The organism is Planctobacterium marinum, assembly GCF_020687805.1.
In the GTDB taxonomy this organism is placed as follows: Bacteria; Pseudomonadota; Gammaproteobacteria; order Enterobacterales; family Alteromonadaceae; genus Planctobacterium; species Planctobacterium marinum.
On record NZ_JAJEWQ010000001.1, the window covers coordinates 817,781 to 843,074 of the forward strand.

The 25,294-nt window shown below is 46.3% G+C and carries 24 protein-coding genes; 11 read left to right on the top strand and 13 right to left on the bottom strand.

What is annotated here, in order from left to right:
• Positions 1–42 precede the first annotated feature (42 nt).
• From LJ740_RS03750 to LJ740_RS03760, 3 genes are read left to right on the top strand one after another with little or no spacing between them, the layout of a single operon-like run.
• Positions 43–642, top strand: coding sequence for a hypothetical protein (locus LJ740_RS03750; protein WP_229527706.1), 600 nt, complete (start codon positions 43–45; stop codon positions 640–642).
• On the top strand, positions 626–3,856 hold the full coding sequence (locus LJ740_RS03755; protein WP_229527707.1) for a PAS domain-containing hybrid sensor histidine kinase/response regulator: 3,231 nt from the start codon (positions 626–628) through the stop codon (positions 3,854–3,856). Before LJ740_RS03750 ends, LJ740_RS03755 begins: the two co-directional genes overlap by 17 nt.
• Before the next feature lies 1 nt (position 3,857).
• A complete protein-coding gene (locus LJ740_RS03760) occupies positions 3,858–4,790 on the top strand; it encodes a diguanylate cyclase domain-containing protein (protein WP_229527708.1) in 933 nt (310 codons plus the stop codon).
• Here the strand turns inward: LJ740_RS03760 and LJ740_RS03765 are convergent.
• The 7 genes from LJ740_RS03765 to LJ740_RS03795 form a co-directional block, all read right to left on the bottom strand.
• On the bottom strand, positions 4,770–5,234 hold the full coding sequence (locus LJ740_RS03765; protein WP_229527709.1) for a tellurite resistance TerB family protein: 465 nt from the start codon (positions 5,232–5,234) through the stop codon (positions 4,770–4,772). The two genes, LJ740_RS03760 and LJ740_RS03765, sit on opposite strands and share 21 nt — an antisense overlap.
• A gap of 112 nt (positions 5,235–5,346) precedes the next feature.
• Positions 5,347–6,174, bottom strand: a complete 828-nt coding sequence (locus tag LJ740_RS03770) for a transporter substrate-binding domain-containing protein (protein WP_229527710.1) — start codon at positions 6,172–6,174, stop codon at positions 5,347–5,349.
• A gap of 179 nt (positions 6,175–6,353) precedes the next feature.
• Positions 6,354–7,388 carry an ABC transporter ATP-binding protein gene (locus LJ740_RS03775; RefSeq protein WP_229527711.1) on the bottom strand — a complete coding sequence of 345 codons (1,035 nt, stop codon included), beginning with the start codon at positions 7,386–7,388 and terminating at the stop codon, positions 6,354–6,356.
• 2 nt (positions 7,389–7,390) lie between these two features.
• Positions 7,391–9,010, bottom strand: coding sequence for an ABC transporter permease (locus LJ740_RS03780; RefSeq protein WP_229527712.1), 1,620 nt, complete (start codon positions 9,008–9,010; stop codon positions 7,391–7,393).
• Positions 9,011–9,051: 41 nt separating this feature from the next.
• The gene (locus LJ740_RS03785; protein ID WP_229527713.1) at positions 9,052–10,065 is read right to left on the bottom strand and encodes a Fe(3+) ABC transporter substrate-binding protein; all 1,014 of its coding nucleotides are present in this window, start codon (positions 10,063–10,065) and stop codon (positions 9,052–9,054) included.
• Positions 10,066–10,209: 144 nt separating this feature from the next.
• Positions 10,210–11,868: an ATP-binding SpoIIE family protein phosphatase gene (locus tag LJ740_RS03790; protein ID WP_229527714.1), complete on the bottom strand. Its 1,659-nt coding sequence runs from the start codon at positions 11,866–11,868 to the stop codon at positions 10,210–10,212.
• A gap of 20 nt (positions 11,869–11,888) precedes the next feature.
• Complete coding sequence (locus tag LJ740_RS03795) at positions 11,889–12,194, bottom strand: STAS domain-containing protein (protein ID WP_229527715.1); 306 nt, start codon at positions 12,192–12,194, stop codon at positions 11,889–11,891.
• A gap of 207 nt (positions 12,195–12,401) precedes the next feature.
• On the opposite strand from LJ740_RS03795, the gene yciH reads away from it, so the two are divergent.
• The 6 genes from yciH (at position 12,402) to LJ740_RS03825 (ending at position 17,174) form a co-directional block, all read left to right on the top strand.
• A complete protein-coding gene (yciH, locus tag LJ740_RS03800; protein ID WP_229527716.1) occupies positions 12,402–12,722 on the top strand; it encodes a stress response translation initiation inhibitor YciH in 321 nt (106 codons plus the stop codon).
• A gap of 17 nt (positions 12,723–12,739) precedes the next feature.
• Positions 12,740–13,540 (top strand): response regulator, encoded by an 801-nt coding sequence (locus LJ740_RS03805; RefSeq protein ID WP_229528038.1) that lies wholly within the window; start codon positions 12,740–12,742, stop codon positions 13,538–13,540.
• A gap of 213 nt (positions 13,541–13,753) precedes the next feature.
• Positions 13,754–14,926 (top strand): prephenate dehydratase, encoded by a 1,173-nt coding sequence (gene pheA, locus LJ740_RS03810; RefSeq protein WP_229527717.1) that lies wholly within the window; start codon positions 13,754–13,756, stop codon positions 14,924–14,926.
• A 155-nt stretch (positions 14,927–15,081) separates the two neighbouring features.
• A complete protein-coding gene (locus LJ740_RS03815) occupies positions 15,082–15,936 on the top strand; it encodes an SPFH domain-containing protein (RefSeq protein ID WP_229527718.1) in 855 nt (284 codons plus the stop codon).
• The gene (locus tag LJ740_RS03820; RefSeq protein WP_229528039.1) at positions 15,936–16,130 is read left to right on the top strand and encodes a hypothetical protein; all 195 of its coding nucleotides are present in this window, start codon (positions 15,936–15,938) and stop codon (positions 16,128–16,130) included. Before LJ740_RS03815 ends, LJ740_RS03820 begins: the two co-directional genes overlap by 1 nt.
• 78 nt (positions 16,131–16,208) lie before the next feature.
• The gene (locus tag LJ740_RS03825) at positions 16,209–17,174 is read left to right on the top strand and encodes a hypothetical protein (RefSeq protein WP_229527719.1); all 966 of its coding nucleotides are present in this window, start codon (positions 16,209–16,211) and stop codon (positions 17,172–17,174) included.
• A 61-nt stretch (positions 17,175–17,235) separates the two neighbouring features.
• On the opposite strand, the gene tyrA is transcribed toward LJ740_RS03825, so the two are convergent.
• From tyrA to LJ740_RS03850, 5 genes are all read right to left on the bottom strand, one after another.
• Positions 17,236–18,411, bottom strand: a complete 1,176-nt coding sequence (tyrA, locus tag LJ740_RS03830) for a bifunctional chorismate mutase/prephenate dehydrogenase (RefSeq protein WP_229527720.1) — start codon at positions 18,409–18,411, stop codon at positions 17,236–17,238.
• 10 nt (positions 18,412–18,421) lie between these two features.
• Positions 18,422–19,513: a 3-deoxy-7-phosphoheptulonate synthase gene (locus LJ740_RS03835; protein ID WP_229527721.1), complete on the bottom strand. Its 1,092-nt coding sequence runs from the start codon at positions 19,511–19,513 to the stop codon at positions 18,422–18,424.
• Positions 19,514–19,790: 277 nt separating this feature from the next.
• Positions 19,791–20,399 carry a DNA-J related domain-containing protein gene (locus LJ740_RS03840; protein WP_229527722.1) on the bottom strand — a complete coding sequence of 203 codons (609 nt, stop codon included), beginning with the start codon at positions 20,397–20,399 and terminating at the stop codon, positions 19,791–19,793.
• Positions 20,389–22,407 carry a TonB-dependent receptor plug domain-containing protein gene (locus LJ740_RS03845; RefSeq protein WP_229527723.1) on the bottom strand — a complete coding sequence of 673 codons (2,019 nt, stop codon included), beginning with the start codon at positions 22,405–22,407 and terminating at the stop codon, positions 20,389–20,391. The genes LJ740_RS03840 and LJ740_RS03845 overlap by 11 nt, the downstream gene beginning before the upstream one ends.
• A 52-nt stretch (positions 22,408–22,459) precedes the next feature.
• Complete coding sequence (locus tag LJ740_RS03850) at positions 22,460–23,992, bottom strand: AbgT family transporter (RefSeq protein ID WP_229527724.1); 1,533 nt, start codon at positions 23,990–23,992, stop codon at positions 22,460–22,462.
• Between the two features lie 165 nt (positions 23,993–24,157).
• On the opposite strand from LJ740_RS03850, the gene LJ740_RS03855 reads away from it, so the two are divergent.
• The gene (locus LJ740_RS03855) at positions 24,158–24,481 is read left to right on the top strand and encodes an ArsR/SmtB family transcription factor (protein WP_229527725.1); all 324 of its coding nucleotides are present in this window, start codon (positions 24,158–24,160) and stop codon (positions 24,479–24,481) included.
• On the top strand, positions 24,478–24,897 hold the full coding sequence (locus LJ740_RS03860; protein WP_229527726.1) for an SRPBCC domain-containing protein: 420 nt from the start codon (positions 24,478–24,480) through the stop codon (positions 24,895–24,897). The genes LJ740_RS03855 and LJ740_RS03860 overlap by 4 nt, the downstream gene beginning before the upstream one ends.
• Before the next feature lie 45 nt (positions 24,898–24,942).
• Here LJ740_RS03860 and LJ740_RS03865 read toward each other — a convergent pair whose 3' ends face one another.
• Entirely contained in the window at positions 24,943–25,197 is a 255-nt protein-coding gene (locus LJ740_RS03865; protein ID WP_229527727.1) for an acyl-CoA-binding protein, read from the bottom strand.
• Between the last annotated feature and the right edge of the window lie 97 nt (positions 25,198–25,294).

Consider the following 25,294-nt stretch of genomic DNA (forward strand, 5'->3'; position numbering starts at 1 on the left):
AGCACTTAGCAAGCCGAAGACAAACATGGACAGAACCCACCGATGTTAACCTCAACAAGTTCCGGCCTGAAGCAATGGTATCAGTGGCTGTTGTTGAGTGTTGCTGTCTGCTTTAGCGCGCCTGTGTGGTCGAACGAAGACTTCCGGGTACTTAATGGCTTAAAGATGTTTAAGTCCATTTTGCAGGCGGATCAGGACATCAATGACAAGCACAATCCGGACAATGGTTTAGACATCGTATTTCTCTACACCGGAGAGTTACAGCAGGCAGAAAAACTCGCCCGCAGCTTTTTGAGAATGGGCCGTGGCGATAAAAAAGGACGCATCAAAGATATGCCGGTGTTCGTTCATTTGGTCAGGGATATGGCACATATAGAAGAAATGAACATCGCGGTAGCCGGAATTTTTATCCTGAACAAATTAAATACCGAAGAAATCAAAGGCATTGCACAATTTGGACTTAGCCATAATATCGTCACTTACTCCCCGTTTCAGGGAGATGTTGAAAAGGGCATATTCAGCGGCCTCACTATCGATACCAGCCCCAAACCCTTTATCAATGCTCAGGTCATGAATAATTCTGGTATACGCATCAAATCATTTTTCTTAAGGGTGGCAACGCTGTATGAACCCACAAGATAAAAAGTACCTGAAGCGCACCCCTAAAGCGATATCCGCTATTTTTGTGTTGTTGGCTATCTCCCTGCAAATCTCGCTGGCGCTCTACTGGACCGAAGTGTTGCAACCAAAACTGCGCACCGAGGCCGCAGCCGATGCCAAACTCATCGCAGAAGCTCAGGGATTGCAATTGCTCTCGGCCCTTCAGGATTACGAAGAGATGCATAACAGCGACGAGATCGAACGCGCCATTGGCAATCTGATGCTTTATCAGGAGCCCAATCTCGGCAACCCATTTTTCAAACAAATTAGTATTGAAATCGACAAAGACATTTTTCCCGAATTACCCAACTTTGTACGCGGTGACAGTGACTGTAGCAGTTGCTTTGATGTTGATGTTCCGCTTTATTCCCCGGTCACCTTTGCGATTATGGGCATCGCCCACTTTAAAGTATCTGATGAATTTTTCAGAATGCTGGCCCGAGATATACGCAATCAGCTCATGCTACAGGGGGCTATAGCCTTATTTTTGCTACTGATTGCCTGGCTCACGTCACTGTATTTATTTCGTTCATTAAATAAAGAAATTGACCGGCGTAAAGCTTCAGAAGTGGCCTTAACCGAAAACCAACGCAAATATCATCGTTTGGTCAGCAGCCTCAATCAATATTTTGTTTATGCCCGTGGAGTCGATGGCAAAATAAGCTGGATTAGCGAAGGCGCAACGCAACTTTACGGGCATCCAGCGCAAAAACTCAAAGACATTGCCCGTCTGCTCACCGAAAACCCTATCAACCAGGTGGCCAGACGCTATTTAAATCAGGTGAACCTGGCTCTGCAGCAGGCAGAATTTGAAGGTGAAATCAAAGACAGTGATGGTAACAAACGTTGGATCCTGTTTTCAGAAGTCAATCTGTTTGACGAAACCGGTGACCTCAAAAGTGTAGAAGGCCTGGCACGCGATATCACCAGACAAAAGCAAATAGAGGCGGATCTTATCGAGGCCAAAGAAAATGCCGAAGTTGCCAGCCAGGCAAAAGGTCAGTTTCTGGCCAATATGAGCCATGAGATCAGAACCCCAATGAATGCCATCATAGGCAACACCTATCTGATGCAGAAAACCCTGTTAGACAATAAACAGCAACAGTACCTGAACCGCATTGACTCCTCGGCCCATGTACTACTGGGGCTGGTGAACGATGTGCTGGATATTTCCAAGATAGAAGCCGGTAAAATGGAGCTCGAAAATATTCCCTTTACCATTGATGAGCTGCTCAGCAATTTAGCCAACGTGGTAATAAGCCAGAGCCAGAACAAACCGCTGGACATTTTATTTGACGTACCGGGCAACATACCCCAACCCCTATCAGGCGATCCGCTAAGATTGGGGCAAATCCTGTTAAACCTGGTAAACAACGCCATTAAATTTACTGAGCAAGGCGAAATTTTGGTTAAGGTTGAGATCCTTGAATCCGGCGATAAAGAACTACATCTGCAGTTTTCCGTGAAGGACGATGGTATTGGTATTGATGCCGATAAGCAAAAGCTGCTGTTTCAGTCTTTTAACCAGGCTGATAACAGTGTTACCCGTCGGTTTGGAGGCACTGGATTAGGACTGGCTATATGTCAGCACCTCGTTGCCATGATGAAAGGCACCATAAACGTCGAGAGCCAGTATGGTAAAGGCAGTACCTTTTATTTCGACGCCTGGTTTACCCTGAGCAATAAAAGTCAGGTTTTGCCTGTGGCAGTGCCGCCGCTACCTTCACCAACCAGTGTGTTGATTGTTGATGACAGTGAAACCTCCGCTCAGATTACTCAGGAAATCCTGAAGCAATTTAACATCGAAAGTACCATAGCCCATTCAGCCAGCCATTTGCTCAAGTTGATGCAGCATGAAGCACAATTGTCCCGCTATCAGGCCATTTTTATCGACCACTTTATGCCAGAAGTGGATGGCCTTGAAAGCGCTGAAATGCTGATTAAATCAGGAAAATCCACAATGCCGAAACGGGTATTGTTGACCTCTCCGGGTGCCGAAGAAAAACATCTTGAGAATATCAATCAGCTGTTTCACGAGGTGCTCTATAAACCGCTGAATGTACATGATTGTCAGGAAACCCTGAACCGGCTATTCAACCTTTCGCATGCCGAACTGTCGCAAAAAGATTCAGTAACCCCATCCCGACCTGATTTAACCGCCAAACATATATTGCTGGTTGAAGACAACAAAATAAATCAGGAAGTTGCCCTGGCATTACTGGAGGATGTGCACGCCACAACAACGGTTGCAAATCATGGTCAGGAAGCACTGGACAAAGTCCGTGAACAACACTTCGATTTAATCCTGATGGATATCCAGATGCCGGTAATGGATGGTCTTACCGCTGCTAAAAAACTGCGCCAGGAGCATCAGGTGACACTCCCTATCATCGCTATGACAGCACATGCACTGGAAGAAGATCGGGAAAAAAGCCGTCAGGCAGGCATGAATGACTACATTACCAAACCCATTGATGTCTCCGTGTTTTATGACACGCTTAAACGCTGGGTCCCGGGCGGTCAGCAGCCCCTGAAGGATAGCAGTGTTCAGGTAGAATCGACGTCTGTGCTGCCCGAAATAGAAGGTATTAACATCGCAACCCTGTACAAACGAATAGGCCAGCGAGACAGCCTGTTAGATGAAATATTGCAGGAGTTTTCCCAAAGTTGTTTGCAGTTTCAGCAACAAATTGGCCATGCGATAGATGAACAGGATAATCTGAAAATAAGCCAACTGATACACCGCATGAAGGGTGAGTCAGGCAATGTGGCGGCTGAAGATATTCACAGTAAGGTAGTGGCGTTGGAAAGTGGCTTTAAAAAACATCATAGCCTGGATCAAAACCTGCTGAGTTTGTTAAACGAGGACCTTAATGCACTCCGACAAGCACTGCAGCAACACCTCACTAAAAACCACGCCGAAGACGCACCTGAAACAACGCCGCCGGTCCTGCTCACTATCGAAAAACTCAGTGACATACAGCTTTGCACCGATAACCTGCAGAGTTTATTAGAAATACAATCTCTGGATGCCATGGATAATTTTGTCACGCTCAAAGCAATGTTAAATGGTCAGGTGCCTAAAAATTTATTACAAGATCTCGATTCGGCAATACATCAACTGGATTATGAGCTAGCCTTAAACTATCTGAATAAAATTTGTTTAACGCTGAATTTACACGAGAACGTAAAGTAACATGTTTGAGACGTCTACAGCCGATAAACAAACCGTACTGGTGGTGGATGACGCTATCAGCAATATCAAAATGCTCGGTGAAATTTTACGTGCCGATTGTGATATTGTGTTCGCCACCAACGGTAAAAGCGCCCTGCAGCAAGCCACTCGTATGCTTCCTGACCTGATTCTGCTGGACGTTGTTATGCCAGACATGGATGGTTATCAGGTATGCCATCACCTGAAACAAAATCCCGCAACCGCTCACATTCCGGTAATTTTTATCACTGCACTGGACAGTATTGAAGACGAAGAAAAAGGCCTTCAGGCGGGGGCTATTGATTATATAGCCAAACCTTTTCACCCCCCAATTGTCACAATGCGGGTGCGCAATCACCTGGAGCTGGTACGCCACAGAAAGCGCTTAAAAATGCTCTCCACAACAGATGGACTCACCGGAATTGCGAACAGACGTCGTTTCGATGAAGTGTTACACACAGAATGGCACAGAGCCCTGCGTGAGCAGGAGTTTTTCAGTATCCTGTTGATAGATATTGACTTTTTTAAGCAGTATAACGACCACTATGGTCACTTGAAAGGCGATGAGTGTCTGCAACAGGTGGCCGAAATTCTGCAATCCTGTATTCAACGGGAAACGGATTTTCTGGCGCGTTTTGGCGGTGAAGAGTTCTCCGCAATTCTGCCCAATACTCATTTAGAAGGTGCCAAAGCATTTGCGCAGACAATCATGTCGCGTATTGAACAAGCCAACATTCCGCATGAAGGTCATGGTAGCTTTGGTAAAATTACAGCCAGCATTGGCATTACCTCTCTGGTGCCAACCAATGCAGTCACCCTGACTGACGCGCTGTCATTCACCGACGGGTGTTTATACGAGGCAAAGAACGCCGGTCGCAATACCTGTATCTCGCGCTCATTTCCCAGCAGTCGCTGATTGTTCAGCAGACATTCTGCATTGAATAAAATCCGCATGTGACAAGTACATCAAATCGGCCATTTTGCGGATCAAGTGTTCTTCGTGTGGGTCCACCTGCCCATCCGCCATCGCCAGATGCCACAGCGATGTCAGAATATGGCGCTTTTGCTGCAGTGAGCAATTCTCATGGATTAAGCGGGTAAATTGCATGTAATCTACCGCATCTTTGGCCTTAGCTTCGACTTTTTGTAAAAATGGCGCTAATTGTTCTCTGGCAAAACCAAACTCAGTCAGGACCTTTTGTTCATATGCCTGAATCTCATCATTGCTGAATTGCGCATCGGCCCTGAGAACTTCATAGTACAAAACCGCTGTTGCAATCGGCACAGTAAGCTCTTCAGCATTTTTTGCCCCAGCGTCAGCTTCGCTGTCATTTAACCAACCTAAGATTTTTGCAATCATAACTACAGTATCTGTTTAACAGACTGCTAAGCTTAACGCCATCAGGCAAACACTTAAAGGTATCAAACATCTGCTTACAAAATTGCCGAAGATGCAAGCAGCATGAACGAAATTACCAGTCAAAGGCCCACTTTTTGAGGCTCTTATCCGCCTCTTCAGATAAACGAATCACAATCGATTGCTCAAATTGCTGTAACGGAAACGCCTGACGGGTCAAGGCATGTGAAGCCATAAACTCAGCAAACGCGCCTGAAGTCATCATTTCAATAAGCTGAGACTCTATGTATGTGGCCAATTGCCTGTTGTCTTTGTTCAGGTAAAAGTACATTTCAGTATGATAGCGAAGCAGTAAATGAGTATCCCAAATCAGTTCAGGGAATTGCTGTTTAACTGCATCCAGCTCACCTTTACCCTCAAAAATACTCAAGAACAGTAAATCACAGCGACCTATCGATAACATTGATAACATTGCTTCGAAACTTTGCACCCTGATCACGTGTAATCCCGCCGCTTCAAGTACATCAGCATCTGGCCAGTGCCGTCCCTGGCAAATACTAAAACGCTGTAGTTCCTGCAATGTCGTTATTTGCAGAAAGGTGTCCTGAAAACGCTGATGTAACACGGCCCCGCGAATACCTAAGCCGCCCTTGAACAAAGGAATCGGGACGCGTATCAGCTGTTTATTGCGGGTTTGAGAACTGCCGGACCACATCACATCAAAAAAATCCCCGGCTTCCAGCAATTTAAGCGCCCGCCCCTGCCCGGGATAGTCAATAATATCTAACTGATACTGCCCTTTTAGTGTCTGTTGCAACAAAGCAGTAAAATAAGTATGACTAACATCATCCGCTTTCTGAGGCCCTATCGTACGCACCAGCGGTAACTCTGCCGCGAGGCAAAGTACGGGGATGAACCAAAATAACGCCAGCAGTTTTTTCACGACATACCAAATGAACTAATAAAGACCAGGCTTGCAACACCGTTCTGCGCTGCGGCACGTTTATGCGGAACGAAAATGATAACAACGACAGTAAACATGAGTTACACAGCCACTTCATGGCCAGGAGACTAACGCCGAGCGATCACAAGTTTACTGATTGGTTTAAGTATACACCATGGTTAACCGGCTGGAAAAATCACGCTGTGCTGCATATCAAAACGGATACCGATGGCGTCACCGGGTTTGTGATCATGATGCGCTGAGGCGTAGCAATGCAATCGATGTTCCTGACAGCGCAATTCAAACAAGAACTGTGCACCTTTAAAATAGCGGCGAACCACAGTTGCTTTCATAGCGCTATTGTCATCGTGTACCACATCATCCGGCCGCACCAGAAGTTGCAGGGCAGCACCGGGTTCATATTCACCACCGGAGGGCATAGCGAAAGTGCCAAGGGGTGTTGCCACCTTCCCCTCAGCATTTAGCTGTGCAGGCAGATAGTCGCATATCCCCAAAAATCGGGCGATATCAGGCGAGTCCGGGCGATGATACACTTCATAGGGTGTCCCGGACTGAACCAGGTGCCCCTTATTCAGTACCGCGATTTTGTCTGCCATAGTGAAGGCTTCGACGTGATCGTGAGTCACCAGCAGCGCGGTTATGTGTTCAGCTTTGAGGATCTGCCTGATTTGTGTGGCCAATGATTCTCGCAAATCCTTGTCCAGGCTTGAAAAAGGTTCGTCCAACAAGAGTAAATTCGGTTTAGGCGCCAGGGCCCGGGCTAAGGCTACTCGTTGTTGTTGTCCACCGGATAATTCGTGCACCATGGCGTTTTCTTTACCCACCAAATCCACCAGATCCAGTAACTCCTCCAGACGGGCCTGTTGCTTGTCCTTGGTTAATTTCTGTAACCCGAAGGTGATATTCCGTGCCACATTCAGGTGTGGAAACAACGCAAGATCCTGAAACATCATACCAATTTGTCGCTGCTCGGGTGGCACCTGGCGGATGTCTGAACTGACTTCGTTGTCATTGATATGAATCCCTCCGGTGCTGATCGCTTTAAAGCCAGCAATCGCTTTTAAAATCGAGGTTTTACCTGATCCCGAACTCCCCAACAAACACCCAATATCTCCCGCATCGAGGTGCCAGCTAAATTGCTCAACAACCCGGTTGCTGCCATAACATATTTGTATATCTTGAAGTGTAAGCATGGTTAATTTGTGTTGATATTTTTTTGAATAAACCAGACAGGTAATAAACCTGCTAAGACAATAAACAGCGCTGGTAATGACGCATCGGTTAAGCGCTCATCTGAAGCCAGTTCATAGGTTTTTACTGCAAGCGTATCAAAGTTAAACGGCCTCAGAATCAGTGTGGCCGGTAACTCCTTTAACACATCTACGAATACCATCAGTATACCAACCAGTAGCGTGGGTTTCAGTATTGGAGCATGTATTCTGCGCAAAATCCCCCACCCTGATTCAGCTAAAGTTTTGCCGGCTTCATCTAACGACGGCGACACCCTCGCCAGGCCACTTAATACGTGCTGATAGCCCACTGTCAGGTAACGGATCACATAGGCGAATATCAGCGCAAACAGGGTACCGGATAACACCAGCCCGGGTTGAAAATCGAAAAGCTGCAGCGTTAATTTATTCAGCCACTGGTCAGTATTACCCAAGGCAATCACCGCACCAACCGCAATGACAGCACCGGGGAAAGCGTAGCCCATGGTAGCCAGACCGATGGCGTTTTTTATCACTTTCGGTGGTGCAGCACGCTGAGCGTAGCCAAACAACAGCGCAATGGTCATAACGACAATAGCAGCTATCGCAGCCACTAAAAAACTATTCTTTAACAGGGTAAACAACGCTGCAAAGTCGGGGGATGTTTGCACGACCAACACCGACCAGGACACCAGTCGGATCACCGGGATCACAAACGCCAGCAGGAAAATACTCAACAAGCTTGCCAGCACGATGGATTGCCGTTGCCATGAAATCCTTCGCGGCTGATTGGGTGTCGTGTTACGCGTGTGATAAAACCGTTGTTTGCGCCTAACCCACTTTTCACCCCACAGCAAAAACAATACAAAACAGACTAAACCGGAAGACAATTGCGCCGCGACCAGCGGTTCATTCATCCCAAACCAGGTTCTGAAAATTCCGGTGGCCAGGGTAGACACACCGAGATATTCCACCGTTCCAAAGTCCGCAAAGGCTTCCATCATTGCCAGCAACATGCCGGCGCTAATAGCTGGCAACGCGAGCGGTAAAGCCACTTTGTAAAAATACTGTCTTTCGTTCAGCCCCTGACTGCGGGACACATCGAACAGGGATTGAGACTGCGACGAAAATGCCACGTAGGCTAAGCCGTAAACATAGGGGAAAAGCACAACCGAAATGGTAAAAATGGCCCCGGACATTGACTGAATATCCGGAAACCAGTAGTCACCGTAGCCCCAGCCGGTTGCCTCTCTGAGTAGTTCCTGAAACGGACCTGAAAAATCCAACAGGCCGGTATAGGTATACCCCATGATGTAAGGAGGAAAAGCCAGTGGCAGGAATAACAACCACTTAAAATACCGGGAAAAAGCAAACTGATACTGGCTGACACACCAGGCACACCAGGTACCCAAAAACCCGCAAGTTATCCCCACGCCAAATGCCAGTACCAGACTATTGACGATATAATCACCTAACACCGTCTCTGACAGATGTGACCAGAGTCCCCAATCTGGCCAGAGCCAGGCGCCAAATACGACACAGGAAGGCACGGCGATGATCACCGCTGCAAACAACACCAGGGTGTTTAGACTGAACAATGAGTTCATGGAGAGCGACCCGCGAGTAACGGGTCGGGTAACTGCCTTTTCTATTTCCAGCCCGCCTTATCCATTATCTTAATGGCGCTGGCATTGAGTTCACCGACTTGTTGTAGCGGAACATCCTCAGCTTTAAAATCACCGAATGTTTTTAACAACGCGCTGGTTTCTACGCCAGCCACCACCGGGTATTCATGGTTATTTTCCGCATACCATTGTTGGCTGGAGTCACTGGCTAAAAATTCCATTAAACGCAATGCGGCAGCACTGTTTGGTGCATGTTTAAGTAACGCAGCACCGGAAATGTTGACATGAGTGCCTGTGCCCTGTTGATCTGGCCAGTGTACTTTTAACTGGCTGGCAATCTTCTGGTTTTCCGTATCAGTATCTGCCAACATGCCTGCCAGATAATAGGTATTAGCTATCGCGATATCACATTGACCGGCAACAACGGCTTTGATCTGATCTCTGTCTCCCCCTTTAGGAGTACGTGCAAAGTTCTTCACAAAACCGTTTGCCCAATTTTGCACTTTTTCTTCGCCAAACTTGGTAATCATGGCGGCCACCATGGATTGGTTATAAATATTGTTCGAGGAACGAATACAAATACGGCCTTTCCATTTCGCGTCGGCCAGTTCTAATATCGACCCTAATTCACCGGTTTTGACTCTGTCAGGATGATACATAACCGGGCGGGCGCGCATAGTCAAAGCAAACCAATAACCGTCTTCATCTCTGAGGTTAGCGGCAATTTTACTTTGTAATAATTCGGAGTCAACGGCCGACAACAGGTTCATTTCTTTAGCACGCTGTAACCGCCCCACATCCGTGGTTAAGATTAAATCCGCGGGGCTGAATTGACCTTCAGATGCAATTCTTGAAATCAAGGCATCCGCTTTACCGGTGATCAGGTTAACTTTGACTTTTTGTGCTGTTTCAAACTCTTCCAGCAAAGGTTTGATAAGTTCCTCTTTGCGCGCAGAGTAAACATTGACTTCCTGTGCGTTGCTCAAAGGCGTAAAGCTGCTTATCAACAGCGACGTTGCAAGTAGTAGTTTTTTCATAAATTAATGTCGATAAGTTATCGGTGAAGCGGATACTATTTCAATTGAGAATTATTCTCAATATTGGCCTGTAAATTCTCTTGCCATATTAACACTCTGTTACAAACATAGCTGTAAAATATTCCGTTGCGAAAAACCCGTCTCTTATTGATGCGGCACAAGGCTGAAAGTGGCGACCGCTTTAGTACCTTGTTCCAGGTACACAAAGCTATCCGTCAACTCTTTAACCAAAGCAATTCCCCGACCAAAACACTGTTCCGAATCTGCATCAGAAACCCAGGTATCGAAATCAAACCCCTCGCCGCTCTCTTTAATGGTAAATACCAATTGCGCCGCGTCGGCATCGTAAGTCACATTGAGGCGGATCCAGCCTTGTTGCAAATTGGCAATGCGTGTTTCCCGTTGAGCAAAATATGCCATAAACCCCTCGGCAGAGTCTTTTAACTGTGAATCCAGTTTCAAAATTCCGTGCTCCAGAGCATTGTTATATAACTCGCTGAGCACCGTGAAGATATTGGATCGCAATCCATAAAACGCAGCATGTCCTGAAATTAAATCGATTATTTCCCCCACCGGATTCGCTGACCCAAAATTCTGGTGGGTTACTTCGATGCTTAACCGGAATGACGCGGAAGGCAAGGCAGCAATTTGCTTTTTTAATCCGAGCGGTTGAGCCGCATAAATAAACATGCTGATGTCATCGTCCTGCTCACCGTCAGCACGAAACTGCTCGACCTTTTGCATCAATTGCGAGGTGTTGATTTCATCCATATCAGAAATCCACGCCTCCAGCCCTTCCTCAGTGAGCATTTCCCCTGCCTCATTACACAACTCGATCACGCCATCCGTATAACCCAGAAGACGATCACCCAGGTCAGCTTCGTAATGTTCTGTATCACTTTCAAATTCATCCGGCTCCAAAATCCCCAGTGCCATATGAGCCGATTCGAAGCGCTTTTTAATGTTACCGTTTATATCAAACAGGATCAGGTGCGGCAGGCCGCCATTCCAGATGTCCAGGGTACATCCGTCTTCCCCGATTTCTATGATAGCAGCGGCAAAAAACATACCATCAGGTAAAAAATCCAACAGTGTCTTGTTCAGGGTTTCTGCCATTTCCGCAACCGGAATGCCCTTTTCTGACATAGTTTGAAATGCTCTGGAAACCGGAATGGCCCCAATGGCAGAGGCCAGTCCATGCCCGGTAAAATCACCCAGCAACACATACAGTCCGGCCCCCGGAGAGCGTTCTATTAACAACATATCGCCGTTAAAATTACTGGCGGGTGCTAACTGGCTATCAAGAAATTTTGCGAGGCTGCGGTTTATTGTCAGCACATTTGAAAAAATGTGCTCTACGATGGCGTGTTCCTGCTCAATATGTTGTTGATGGAACAATAACTCACGATTTTGCTGATAGGCGCGTTTACTCAGCATTCTGGTGCGGGCATGTGCTTTTAATTTTGCGGCCAGGATGGTTTTATTAAATGGTTTCCCCACAAAGTCATCGCCGCCCACCGAGAGACATTGCACCAGGTTTTCTTCATCATCCATAGCGGTAATAAAGATTATTGGCAGGTAGGTATCACGCTGCAGCGCTTTGAGTTTAGGCGCAACATCGTGGCCACTCATACCGGGCATAACCACATCCAGCAAGACAATGTCCGGTACCAGCTTTTCGGCCAGACGCAACCCCTCCTCACCGGATTCGGCCTCATGGCAATCCGTAAAGCCGTTTTCCTGCAGCAGGTGCACCAGCAGGAAACGATTTACCGGTTCATCATCAACAATTAAAATCCGCATTTAGCTAAAGGGCTGACGCGTTATTTGATGGTGAACTTTTTATCAAATCGGGAGATTTGCAGGATTTTGGCAACTGCCGGTCTGCTGTTAACTATCTGAAAATCAGAAACCTGTTCTTTTAATGACTTTTGCATATTGAGCAACATACCTAACGCAGAGCTGTCCATATACTCGGTGTGGCCTAAATCAACAATAACCGTTGAGACAGACTCAATATCCTCTGCATAGGCGTCTCTGAATTCCTGTACTTTTGAAAAATCAAACTTGTCATCCAGGATGATGGTCAATGTTTTACCGTCACCGGAAAGTTCTCTTTCTACACTCATGAAAATACTCCGTAGTTATACTTTGGTCGAATAGTTTGTTTACAAATGTCGTTTAAGCTATTTGCTCAGGAGGTCATCACCTTTTCGCGAAAAATATGCGACAAAGAGCAAACGCCACAGGATTGAATTAACAAAAACCTAAATTAACCATATAAACAATAAATATTTTTGACTAAAATCAAAAATAAACAGTTAACGAATCTAATCATGGCAGAAAACCCTTTAGTTTACAGTACCGACTTTGGTCGAATACCGAAGAAAGAACAGAGCAAGTCGACACCTACAGGCGATGGTGTGGTGCGTATACGACGCGAAACAAAAGGCCGTAAAGGAAAAGGAGTCACTACGGTTTCGGGATTGCTGTTAGACGATACCGCCCTGAAAGCCATTGCAAAAGAACTAAAAAAGCTTTGTGGAACCGGCGGTGCTGTCAAGGATCAGGTTATCGAGATCCAGGGCGATAACCGGGATAAAATCAAAACCTTTTTGGAAGCAAAGAATTACACCGTCAAACTGGCCGGTGGCTAAATAAACAAGAGTATCTCATACAAAGACTACAAATATCAGACCTTAATATCCTGTTGATAGAGCCGTCTGACACCCAAAGAAAAATCATAACTTCACTATTGATCAAAGAGAATGTCGCTGAAATTGACGCGGTATCTGATGTGTCCGGCGCAAAAAATGCGCTCAAATCTCACGGAGCGGATCTGGTTGTCAGTGCAATGTACTTTGCTGATGGCACCGCAATTGATGTGTTGAAATACATCAAAGAATCTTCAGAATTGGCGTCGATTCCCTTTATGTTGGTGTCCAGCGAAACCAAAACCTCTAAATTGGAAGAATACAAGCAGGCGGGTATCTCAGCGATTTTACCCAAGCCATTTAAACCCGTGCATTTGACGAAAGCCTTAAATGCTTCGTTGGATTTGATCAACGAAGATGAAATCGAACTGGAGTATTTTGATATTACCCAAATCAGAGTGTTACTGGTGGACGACAGTATGCTGGCCCGCGGTCACATTCGTCGTACACTGGAAAAAATGGGGGCTAAAAACTTTATTGAGGCCGAAAATGGCGCCATGGCACTGACCTATCTGAAAGACAATGAATTTGACATTGTTGTTACCGATTACAATATGCCGGAAATGGACGGCCGTGAATTATCGGAATTTATTCGCTTCAATCCGGAAACAGCGCATATTCCGATTATTATGGTTACCTCAGAAAGTGCTGACAGTTTGCATATGTCAAACATTCAGCAAACGGGCGTAAACGCCTTGTGTGACAAGCCTTTTGAGCCCAGCATGGTGAAAAAGATGCTGGTATCCTTGCTCACGGAATAGAGAAATATCATTGATTGCTGAGTTATAACCATTAGTTTGTTGACTTTTAATGGCTGTAGTTTTACTTTCAGAACCATGAATACAAAAAACGCACTCTTTTTCTTTTTTACCTCATCCTGAATCGGGAGGCTTGTGCGTGAGTACGAAATATTAAAACCTCCCACCCGGGAGGTTTTTTTTTGCTTTTACAGAGAATAACACCAGGAAAATACCATGGACTTGCAGACACTGCGCACCCAGATCACTGAAACCGATGAGCAATTGCTCAAACTGCTGGCCAAACGTCAGGAACTTACCAAAGCGGTGGCAGAAGATAAAATTCGCCATCACAAAAATGTACGCGATGTACAACGAGAAGAATCTCTGCTCATTGAACTTGTTAAAAAAGGGCAGCAATGTGGCCTGGCACCGCAGTATGTAAAATCCCTGTTTCACCTGATTATTGAAGATTCAGTACTAAACCAACAGGCACTGCTCACACAGCACGCCAATCCGGACAAGCAAAACAGTGTTAACCGGGTAGCGTTTTTGGGAGACAAAGGAGCCTACAGTTATCTGGCCACACACAAGTATTTTGCGCGTCGCCCCGGTGTGTTACAGGAAATTGGTTGCCAAAGCTTCGCAGAGATATTCGAACACGTCGAACGCGGTACTGCCGATTTCGCGGTTTTGCCCATCGAAAATACCTCATCTGGCAGTATTAACGAAGTGTACGACCAACTGCAACACAGTGATATTGCCATCGTGGGAGAGCTTACCTTCCCGATCCGACACGCCATCCTCACCAAGGATGAAAAAGACTTAAGCAACATCAAAATGCTGTACGGTCATCCTCAGGTTTTTCAGCAATGCAGCCAGTTTCTCAACACCCTGGGTAATGTGCAACGTCAGGTATGCGACAGTACTTATCATGCACTTAAGAAAGTAAAAGAATCAGAGCGTTTTGATATTGCGGCTATAGGCAGTGCTGAAGGTGGCGCGCTTTATGACCTGCACCCGATCCAAAGCAATATCGCCAATCAACAGGAAAACCACAGCCGCTTTATTGTTATCGCCAAAGAGCCCTGTGTCGTACCTCTGCAGATTCCGGCAAAAACAACATTTGTTATGTCTACAGTTCAAAAACCCGGCGCCTTGGTTGAAGCATTGGTCGTACTCAAAGACAACAATATTAATATGACTAAATTGGAATCTCGCCCCATCACAGGTAATCCATGGGAAGAGATGTTCTACATCGATGTCGAAGGCAATATTCAGGATGGACCGGTAGAGAAAACCATTGAAGAACTCACCAATATAACCCGAAACCTCAAGGTGTTGGGCTGCTATCCCAGTGAAGATATTGATCACACCAAAGTTCCCATGGTGAAGGCCATATCTCAATAAATTAGCCCATCGCCCGAAGCGCTCCTGAGAGCGCTTTTTTTTGACTAAAAATCATGGACTTAGCCTGAACATCTGAAAATTATCACAAAACAGACTTGCCGAAACTCTGACTTTCAATCATAGTGATATCACTTTGATATCATTTTAGGTGATTTATGATTAATGAAAAACGTGGATTTTCGGTCAGCGGTTACATTGTTTTTGCCATTCTTTTGGTGGTAATAGGCGGCTCAATAATAAGTATGAGCCCGCTTCCTCAGACGTTTCCGGGTACCCAAATATTGTTAATTTTCTTGTCGATTTTGTGTATGCCTGGCTTTTTCATGGTGCAGCCTAATCAGGGCAAAGTCTTAACCTTATTTGGCAGCTATGTGGGCACAGTTCGCGAAAATGGTTTGCGCTGGACCATTCCTGTTTTTATCCGAAGAACAATTTCCCTCCGGATCAGGAACTTTGAAAGTGCCAAAATTAAGGTTAATGATAAAAATGGTAACCCCATCGAAATCGCCAGCATTGTTGTCTGGTCGGTGACTGACACTGCTGAAGCGGTTTTTGAGGTAGACGATTACGAAAGTTATGTCAGCATTCAAAGCGAAGCTGCCATACGAAATCTTGCCAATATTTACTGTTATGATCCCGCCGATGAAAATGAAATTGGTTTGCGAAGCGACCCGGTCGAAATCGCTGAACAACTGAAAAGAGAGGTTCAGGAACGTTTAGGCAAAGCCGGGGTTACCGTGCAGGAAGCCAGAATCAGTCACCTGGCTTACGCTCAGGAAATTGCCAGCGCTATGCTACAGAGGCAACAGGCCGAAGCCATTATTGCGGCTCGAGCCAAAATCGTTGAAGGCGCTGTTGGTATGGTGGATATGGCTATCTCTAAACTGGCAGAAAAAGACGTCATTGAGCTGGATGAAGAACGCAAAGCCGCCATGGTCAGCAACCTGCTTGTTGTACTGTGCGGCGATAAAGCCACACAGCCTGTGGTGAATACCGGCTCGCTCTACTGATTATGGCAAAAAAAGCCTACCCTCTGCGTATTAACGAAGACGTCCTCGCTGCGATGCAGCGCTGGGCGGATGACGAGCTGCGCAGCCTGAATGCTCAAATTGAATACGTCTTACGCGACGCCCTGGTTAAAAACAGTCGGGTAAAATTGGTGCAAAAAGTGGTAACCGAACTGGAAGATCAGGATAAAAAGTAGCGCATATAATTTTGCCTATATTTTTGGTCTTTCCTGATCTATTGTGTAGATATATTGCTCACAATTAATTTGATTACTATGAACGGTTCCAATGGCAAAGGCCCCCTGAGACCATTTATTCACCAAATCGATGGTGAATCCACAGCCGGAAAAAAAGTCGTCAATGTGGATTCGCGCCGGTTAATCAACGGTCAAAATACCGGAACTAACCGTGCATTCAGTACGGTTTATGCGCCGGCAGCGCCAGGCAGTAAGTATAAGGATATGCACCAAATGCCCAGTGGCCGGGTTGTAGCGGCGGAGGGTCCAACCAAACAAACCTGGATAAACTTCAGTGACGCAAAACGCGCCCAGCATTATGTTGCAACCTATTCAGAACAACATATTAAATCCGATTTGAAACAAACATTTGGCATTGCGCAACAAGCTGCGGCAGTGGGCCGAATGATGCAGGAGCGTCGTGAAAAACGTGGCAAAGCAGACTCCCATTCCTCCATTAAAACGACGATGAGGGCGCTGGAAGCACAGAAGCAACGTGGCCAATTTAAGGAAAAGCCCCCCAGCCTGTTTGACAACGCATCCGTAAAAACCCGTTCAGTAATAGCCGGTCAGAGAATGAATTCCTGGGGTGATGCCGGACCGGTGATACGAGGATTTGACGTTGATAAACAAACAACCCGGCAAATACTTGGCTCCGCCGTCGTTGAAGATGACAAAAAGAAAACCCGTTCCAACGTCATTAATGTTGATCAGAGCAAAGCCGCTAACCAGATAGGGATATCAGGACGCAGTAAAGAACACCTGTTCAAAGGCATTACACCAGGTTCAATGGGGAGCGTTGTGTTTAATCCGAAAGCGGTCAGCAGTCGATTTGAAAGCACTGCAGGCCAGGTATCCAGCCTGAAAAGTTTTGAACAACAACATGGCTTGTCGTCTACTGTTAGCGTTGTCGCCAGGCTCAGAGATACCCAGGATACCCGTACAGCCCCAACAACCACGGATGTGGTTGTCAGACGCTCCAAACTACCAAAAGCCAAACGCTAAAATCTGTCGGTAGTGATCTGTTTTCGCGATCAGTAATAATCTGCAGCTTTGGAAACTTTGTCTAAACCCCCGTCTCCAGGGTGCGATCATCATCCGCTTTTAACAATAACTTTTTGCTGTCCGCCAGACACTGGCTGGCGTAGTCACCAAACCATTCGGCAATCGCTGTGAACTGGCTGACAAACTGCTGCTTATCACCGGATTCCAGCAAGGCCATGGCTTCATCAAAGCGTCCGTGAAAGCGTTTTAAAAGTGCCTTGCCGGTGTCGCTACTGAAGATAATGTCGCCATAGAGTACCGGGTCCTGAGCAAACAACCGCCCTACCATGGCCAGTTCCAGACGGTAAATGGGTGAACTGAGTTTCAATAACTCGGTCAGACAGGGGTTTTCTGCTGCGAGATGGGCACCGTAAACAAAGCTACTGAAGTGGCGCATAACCTGAATAAAGGCCATGGCTTCATCGTGTTTTTCTGGGGTACTTTCGATTAACGCAGCCCCCCAGATGCGGAACTGCTCCAGCAACCATTCGTATTGCTCAGGCTGCCTCCCGTGAGATATCACTACAACTTGCTTAACCAGGCCAGGTACGTCCGGGCCAAACATTGGATGTAACCCGACTACAGGCCCCTGATGCGTCTCTAACATGGCTTTTACCGGACCTGATTTCACACTGGTGATATCCGCCAGAATGCAGTTTTCAGGAAGCTGACTTAATGTCCGTATCACTTGTTCTGTTTGACGAATAGGTACAGCTACAAGTACTAAACCGGCCGTTGCGAACAGACTATCAGCCTCATGCCAGCCATCCTTATCAATAATATCAACATGATAGCCACTGCGCTCAAACATGGTGACAAACTTAGACCCCAATGCCCCATGCCCACCGATAATAACAATATTTTGCACTTCAGGGCAGGCACACAAATAGTGTTTATTTTGCGTCTGATAAGACTCCCGCATAACACGTCGCAGTACGTCTTCAATCAGGCTTTCAGATAAACCCACCTCTTTGGCCTGGGCTTTTCTGGAGTCCAGCAACTGCGCTTCGCGACTTGGCACATAGATGGGCAAACCGGTCTTACTTTTGAACTCACCTACCTGACGAGTTAGTGCCGACCGTTTTGCCAAAATCTGCACCAATTCACTGTCCAGAGCATCAATTTGCTGGCGTAATTCGCTCAGATCCAATGCCGGCTCCTGCCCGGAAGTCGTTTTATTATCCACTTCACGTGTCATGCTTGTTGTCCTAACTGGCTTTGCTCATTTTATTTAATCGCAAAGGTAGCACAGTTATTAGTTTATCCCGGATATCTCTTAATAATTTTTCTGTGCTTTCCCAATCAATACAGCCATCGGTAATGGATACGCCGTATTCCAGTTCTTCTTTACGCTTACCTGAACTACTTTGATTTCCGGCTTTTAAATGGCTTTCCAGCATGATACCAATGATAGACTCATTACCTTCCAGGATCTGATTGGCAACGTTTTGCGCAACGGGGGGCTGACGACGATAGTCTTTTCCTGAATTGGCATGACTACAGTCCACAACAAGACCAGCGGTCAGCCCGGCCTTTAACAGTTGTTCTTCACAATCTGCCACACACACTGAGTCGTAATTAGGCTGTTTACCACCACGCAAAATCACATGTCCATCGGGATTCCCCTGAGTGCGGATCATGGCCACCTGGCCTTGTTTATTGATACCCATGAAGCTATGAGGTGAAGCCGCTGAACGCAATGCGTTAATAGCAATATCAAGGCTGCCGTCAGTCCCGTTTTTAAAACCTACCGGCATGGATAATCCACTGGCCATTTCCCGGTGAGTCTGAGATTCAGAAGTTCTGGCGCCGATGGCTACCCAGCTGAATAGCTCGGCAAGGTATTGTGGACTAATTGGGTCCAATGCCTCTGTGGCCACCGGGATCTCATGCTCTGCTAACCAAATCAATAACTCTCTGGCCTTGCGCAATCCGGTATCAATATCAAAACTATCGTCAATGTGCGGGTCGTTGATCAGACCTTTCCAGCCTACTGTAGTACGTGGTTTCTCAAAATACACTCGCATAACCACATATAAACTATCCATGCAGGACTCCTGCACGCGTTTAAGTTTCAGTGCGTATTCTTTAGCGGCTTCAACGTCGTGAATAGAGCACGGACCGCAAATCACCAGAAGACGATGGTCTTTGCGATGAATGATGTCGCTGATAATTTGTCTGGCTTCGCCAATTTTCGCTAATGCCCGTTCACTGACCGGCATCTGTTGTTGTAACTGTTCCGGAGTAACAAGCACATCTTCGGCTGAGACGTGGACGTTATCGATAGAATCCTTATGCATGTTTGTACCTGATTGTTAATGTGTAAAAAGAGTAAAAGTGGGGGTAGCTAATTGGGAATTAGCAATAATAAAAGAAATAGGTGCGGTAATAACCTGGAAGATTATTGAGCAGAATCTGATTGTGTGCGTTGACTAAAGACATATTGTAATCAATTCGTTACAGCTAAGATTTAATTATTTAGCACTATATATTGACTTTTTAACATTTGAATATCTAAAGAACAAGCAAAAAATGAAATAAATCGATTTAATCACTAAAAAGGCCGTTTAATACTGCCTATGCCGCGGTTTTATAGAAGCGTTTTAACACATCGAAATGAACAGCCCCTTGTTGACAAAGCTGGCCATCGCCTCCCCTGTCGGGGTGATGGTCTAATTGGAATTTCAGATAACAGCGCTTCACCTCAGACCAGCTTGACTCCTGCGAAAGTGTGAAAAAAACAAATGCGTTGTGCACCTCAGTCGTTGCCGGAGATTGCCACTGCTTGCTTTGTCCAAATTCGCGCCAAAAACTATCCAGCAATGCCGCAACATCCTGTTCTGTGGTCTGAGAAAAGTGACGCCAGTCGTTGTAATAGCGTTTAATTTTGTGTTCCGCTTCATCAATCAGGCCTGCCCCCTCACCAGGCATCAACTGAATATGTAATGCTGAAATTTTCAGGTACCCCAGGCCTTCAGCCAGCCAATAATCCTGCAACTGGTATAAAGTGTGAAACAGGGTAAAGTGGGTCTGGAACAGACGTAACTCATTGCTCAGCGCGTTTTTCTCAAACAACTCCCATGGCGGGCTCTGCAATTGCTGTAGCAGTTCGAACTCTTTTAAAGGCACAGTATCTGACAGAATAGCTCGCAGTGCATCGAACAGTAATTCCTGTTCAAAACGCATAGGTTGCCCCTAACCAGGCATCACGGCCGTAGCCAGGCATGGCATTATTCGCCAGCCTGGGTTCATACACCCAATAAGATTTGTTGAACAAGTTACTGGCGGTGAAGCGGATTGCCCATTCCGGGGTGGCCTGGTAATGATAATTAATATTCCACAGGCTGTAGCTACCGTGACTAAAATGGTTGTCCACTTCAATCGCCTGGCGCCAGATTAATTCAGAACTTATCCGTGTTTTCATATAACGCCAAAGCAGTCCCGCACTGGCAAAGCGGCGATAACTGGGATTAATTGGCTGATCAAACAAACTGGTGGCATTGACATACCATTCAAAGGAATCTGACACTCTGGATCTGTGGGCCAGTTCAACGCCCGATATCGACTCCTTGATCACATTCTGAAAAGTAGCCTGATCCAATGTATTGTTGAGCGACACTTTGTTCACAAAGGCGTCCAGCTCGTTGTTAAACAATACTAATTCAGTTCTGTTTTTTTCTGACTGACGTTGCCATAAAATTTCCAGCGTTTTGATTTCTTCTGGCTTCAGATCCGGGTTGCCGATTGTGACTAAATCCTCGGAATAAAGTTCATTGGTCACCGGCGTTCTGAATGCTTCACCATACTGTAATTTGACACTGTGCCGACTATTCAGCTGGTATTTTACTGCCACTCTGGGTGAAAATTTGGCGTCAATATCGGCAACATCGTCAAAGCGACCACCGATATAAAAGTCCATATTGTCATTAAGCTGTTGGCTATATTGCACGTATCCACTGCGGGTGTTTTGTTTGGATAGCAACGGCGACAACGCATTGATCCCCTGTGTCGCGAAAGATTGTGCTGCTCCCAAATAAAACTCCGGCAATAAGGTCAGCGCTCCGCTGGAAAAGTCCAGGTAATTGGTGACTGTTCCGGCTTGTGTTTGTCTGGCCCGACGCGATTCCAGTCCAAGGTTTAACAGCGCGGATTCAGACAATACATGGGTGATATCAACGGATAGTTCCAAATCATCGGTGATCCAAAAAGGCCCGGTTAAAAAGTCCTGTGTAATAAAGTCCGCTTCCTCTGCTCCCAAAACTTTTCCGGCAGATTCAATCTCATGTTCGGTATATTGTGCCTTTACGGTAATTTGTGTTTGTTCGCTAATTTCATGTTGGTAAGCCATTGACCAGGCGATATTTTCGGAATAATGGAAATTTTCCGGATGCACCCCACCAAGATTAATGAAGTCCTCCAGTTCAGAACGATTCCAACGCACTTTTACCTGAAAGCTTTGGTATTGCAGAGCCGCACTGAGAAACTGATGTTCGGAAGGGTCCTGAAATTTGGGCTCAGACAAGTTGCCATAGTCGTTGCCATAGTCGTTGCCGTCTTGTTGCCGAAGGTCTGCTAAAAAGCTCAAGGACAGGTCATTAAGCTGAAGGTTGAACCCGGCATTAATTTTCGTTCCTTTATTTTGCCCCACCGCAGCGTGAACCCAGTTGTCATCTTTGCGGGTAATCACGTTCACCACTCCCATAAACGCATTGCTACCATATATGGCAGACCCTGGCCCCCGTATGACTTCGATGCGTTCCACCAGATCCAGTGCCATGAATGGCAAATACACAGAAGCCTTACCAAAAGACAACTCGTTAACCCTTTGGCCGTCCAGTAAAAACAACACATAGCCATTGTCCAGGTATACGCCACGGGCGTGTTCCTTAGGCACGGCCCCCACCCAATCGCCACGCGTGACCTGGAACCCTGGCACCAGATTCAGTATGTCGTAGACATTTTGAAAGCCGAGATTGGCAATTTGATTGCGGGTAAAAACACTGACAGTAGAGGGAGCGTCATTAATATTACGGGGGGCAATGCTGGCTATGCTGACTTCCACATCAAACAATTCATCAAACGACAATGCCATCAGGTCGTCGAGCGGCACATTTTCGGCCTCCTGAGCAGCATAAACCGGAGCAAACAACGCAGTCCAATAGAATAAAATCAAGGTAAAAATGCGCTGTTGCATAGTGCTCCGGTTAACCTGTTAAGGTGACTCCCCCCACCTTTCACTCGACCGACTAAGGTGCGGGATAAATATAACTGGATTGCAACCCAAGTGGGAAACCCAACCCCCAGTAGATCAATAAAAATACGGTCCAGATACTGATAATAGTCACTGAAAACGGCAACATCAATGATAACAAGGTACCAATTCCGGTCCCTTTCACATAGCGCTGACAATAAACCACAACCAATGGAAAGTACGGCATCAACGGAGTAATGATATTAGAGGAAGAATCTCCCAGTCGGTACGCAGCCTGAGTTAAATCAGGTGAGATATTCAGTTGCATCAGCATAGGTACAAATATCGGGCCTAACAAGGCCCACTTTGCCGAAGAAGAGCCAACGAATAAATTCACAAAGGCTGTGAGGAAAATCAGGCCAACGATAGTTACCATACTCGGCAAATTCATGGCTTTCAGGAACTGCGCACCTTCGATGGCCAACAAGGCTCCCAGATTAGATTTACCAAAGGCATCAATAAACAAGGCGCAGAAGAACGCCATAACCACATAATAAGACATGCTGCCCATGGCTTTGGACATGGCACCTATAACGTCTTTAGTGGTTTTAAAGGTACCAGAGAGGTAGCCGTAAACCACACCGGGTATCACAAACAATAAGAATATAAGCGGTACAATTGAACGCATGACTGGTGCAGCAAAAGAGGTTAACTGACCATCGGGGGCACGCATTGGTGAATCTTCTGGCCACAAAATAGCCACTAATAACCCAACCCCTGCCAACATGGTAATAGTGGCGATTCTGAGGGCTTTGCTCTGTCTTGGATTTAAGTCTTCAAATTTAGGGATGTCATTGGGGTCGCCATCAACCGGGGTATTTTTCAGACGAGGCTCGATGACTTTATCGGTCAGATACCAGCCGATACCGATAATCAGCAAACTACTGGCCGAGTTAAAGAACCAGTTATTCAGTGGATTAACCTGTACGCTGGGATCAATGATATGAGCCGCACTTTGAGTAAAGCTTTGTAACAGTGGGTCAATGGCTGACGGAATAAAGTTGGCGCTGAAACCACCACTGACTCCGGCAAACGCCGCAGCAATACCCGCAAGAGGATGACGGCCCATCGCATAAAATATCACGCCCGCCAGCGGAATAACCAATACATAACCGGCGTCGGTGGCGGTATGACTGACAATCGCAATCAGGATTACCGACGGGGTCAGTAACATTTTAGGCGTTGAGTCCAGCATACGCTTTAGGCCAGCATTAATGTAGCCGGAATGCTCTGCGACACCAACACCCAACATGGCCACCAAAACCACACCTAAAGGTGCAAAACCGGTGAAGATAGTCACCATTCGCGATAAAAAGTCAGCTAAGGAAGCACCAGTCAGCAGGTTATTAACCACCACAGCCTCACCGGTTCGGGGGTCGATGGCGTCAAACTGAACACCAGACAACAGCGCTGATAACGCCCATACGATCATCAGGCTGATTAAAAAGATAACCGCAGGGTCCGGGAGTTTATTACCGACGCGTTCTACTTTATCCAGCGCGCGCGTAACCCAGGTAGAGTCAGACATATTTATTCCTGTTTTAATTATTAAGTCCGCAGCGAATTTTGGCACAATCCGGCCCAGAGTGAAAACCTGACCCGCCGATATTTGATAAAAAGAATGGCTTTACGGCTTGACATGCAACCTTTGGGTTGCATATAAAACCATTATCGTCATTTTTTAGTAGTTGCTATGGATATATTTCAGGCTATCGCCGACCCCACCCGTCGACAAATCATAGAGCAACTTAGCAGCTATCATGCAGCTAAGTTTGGATTGTCAATCAAGGAGTTGACTCATGATAGCGGGATTTCCCGTCAGGCAATGACCAAGCACCTGAATACTTTGATCAAAACCGGTGCCGTCGCGGCCGAATTTCAGGGAAAAGAAAAGCGTCATTTTCTGAAACATTACGCCTTTTCTGATGCATGGCAATGGCTGGAGCCGATTGCTAAACAATGGGATGGCAAATTACAAAATCTTAAACATCATCTGAACAACGAGGATAAAGCATGAGTAACATTGATTTTATTAAACGCGAAATGACCTTTAATCAATCCCTGGAAAAAGTCTGGCAGGCCATTACAGATCCACAGCAAATCGCTCAATGGTTTGGCGATAGTGCGGTATTTGAATTGCGCGAAGGTGCTGAAGGCTATTTTGAATGGCGCACCCAATGTGAAGGCAAATATGCCATGAAAGTGGTCTCCGTTAACCCTGAAAACTATTTTGCCTACCAGTGGATGAACGATCCGGATGTGCCCTTTGAGGCCTCTGGCGCCACCCTGGTGGAATGGACCTTAAAGCCCACTGTCAGTGGCAAAACTCATCTGGTGCTTATCGAGTCAGGGTTTAAACAAAAGTCACATCGCCAAATGAATATTCAGGGCTGGTTACAGGAGCTGGGCCATTTAGCGCAGCACCTTGCCTGAACAGGCAGGCTTTGCGCTTGTCTGTCCGGCCCGGTAAACACTTGTTCAACCTTTTAGTTTGTTGATCAGGTCCACATATTCCTGCATAGCCACTTCGCCTGATTTGCCTTTTTGTTCGGCCCAGGCGTCGTACTTGGCGCCCGCCACAAAATCAAAGATGCCCGGTCGGTCACCGGTCACATCACCGACTGTGGCTTGTTTATACAGGGAATAGATTTTCAACATGTCTTCATCACTGGGACGTTGCGGCAATTGTTTTGAGTCAACACTGGCTTGTTCGAAAGTTTCTTGTAATGACATAGTTTTTCCATCTTTTAGTTGTCGCTAAAAAGCCTAGCTAACAATCTCTCGCGCTTCAACAAAAAAAACCCTGGCTGAAACAGTCAGGGCTTTGCTG